The 474-nt window shown below is 67.3% G+C and carries 1 protein-coding gene; it reads left to right on the top strand.

The annotated features are described in order from the left end of the window. The coding region (locus tag IEY93_RS37165) for a glycosyl hydrolase family 95 catalytic domain-containing protein (protein WP_444544683.1) at positions 1-474 on the top strand (474 nt) is incomplete at both ends.

Raw genomic sequence — 474 nt, 5'->3', positions numbered from 1 at the left:
ACCATGATCTGGGACCACTACCAGTTCACCGGCGACATCGACTTCCTCCGCCAGTACTACCCGGCGATGAAGGGCTCGGCACAGTTCTTCCTCGACACCCTCGTGGAGGAGCCCAACCTCGGGTATCTGGTGACCAACCCGTCGAACAGCCCGGAGCTCCCCCACCACGCGAACGTCAGCGTGTGCGCCGGCCCCACCATGGACAACCAGATCCTGCGCGACCTGTTCAACGCCTGCGTCAAGGCGAGCGCGCTCCTCGGCGTGGACGCCGGCTTCCGCGCGCAGGTCGAGGCGACGCGCGACCGGCTGGCCCCGATGCAGATCGGCTCGCGCGGCAACATCCAGGAGTGGCTGTACGACTGGGTGGAGACCGAGCGCACCCACCGGCACATCTCGCACCTGTACGGCCTGCACCCCAGCAACCAGATCACCAAGCGTGACACCCCCGAGTTGTACACGGCCGCCCGGCGGACG

It is taken from the genome of Sphaerisporangium melleum, from assembly GCF_014646695.1.
GTDB classification, from domain to species: domain Bacteria; phylum Actinomycetota; class Actinomycetes; order Streptosporangiales; family Streptosporangiaceae; genus Sphaerisporangium; species Sphaerisporangium melleum.
The sequence above is the reverse complement of the archived record's forward strand: the minus strand, read 5'-3'. Positions and strand labels throughout refer to the sequence as shown.